The 407-nt window shown below is 36.4% G+C and carries 1 pseudogene; it reads right to left on the reverse strand.

What is annotated here, in order from left to right:
• Positions 1–407 (reverse strand): annotated as a pseudogene (locus E3E37_RS11305) (DNA polymerase II large subunit); the annotation flags it as partial.

Raw genomic sequence — 407 nt, forward strand, 5'->3', positions numbered from 1 at the left:
TACCCTGCTTCTGCCATACCGGAGCCTAAAGCCTCCATTGGTGGAAGGTTCTGCAAATAATGGTCTTCCTCCAATAATCTCTTTTGTATATTTTGTATTTGGCGCTATACTTGCTTTAAATTTCTCGTAGAGTTCATAATAAAAGCCTTTCTTGATTGTTATACCTGTTTCTTCCAAGTATTGTTCTGTTTTTTCATTGGTTGTACTTTTTTCTTCCTTATTTTCAGTTTTACCCTTTTCTTTTGCTTCGACAGATTCTTTTAACCATTCCCATCCTTCTATCCCCATTTTGTCAATGTATTTGATTAATTTTTTTGCTTTCTGGAGAACACCTTCTGCAATAACTAAAATTGCACCTCCCCTTAGGTAGTTTGTTTCGACTCCTGGAACGTTTCTGTGGCTAACTT

It is taken from the genome of Thermococcus sp. ES12, assembly GCF_012027515.1.
Taxonomy (GTDB): Archaea; Methanobacteriota_B; Thermococci; order Thermococcales; family Thermococcaceae; genus Thermococcus; species Thermococcus barossii.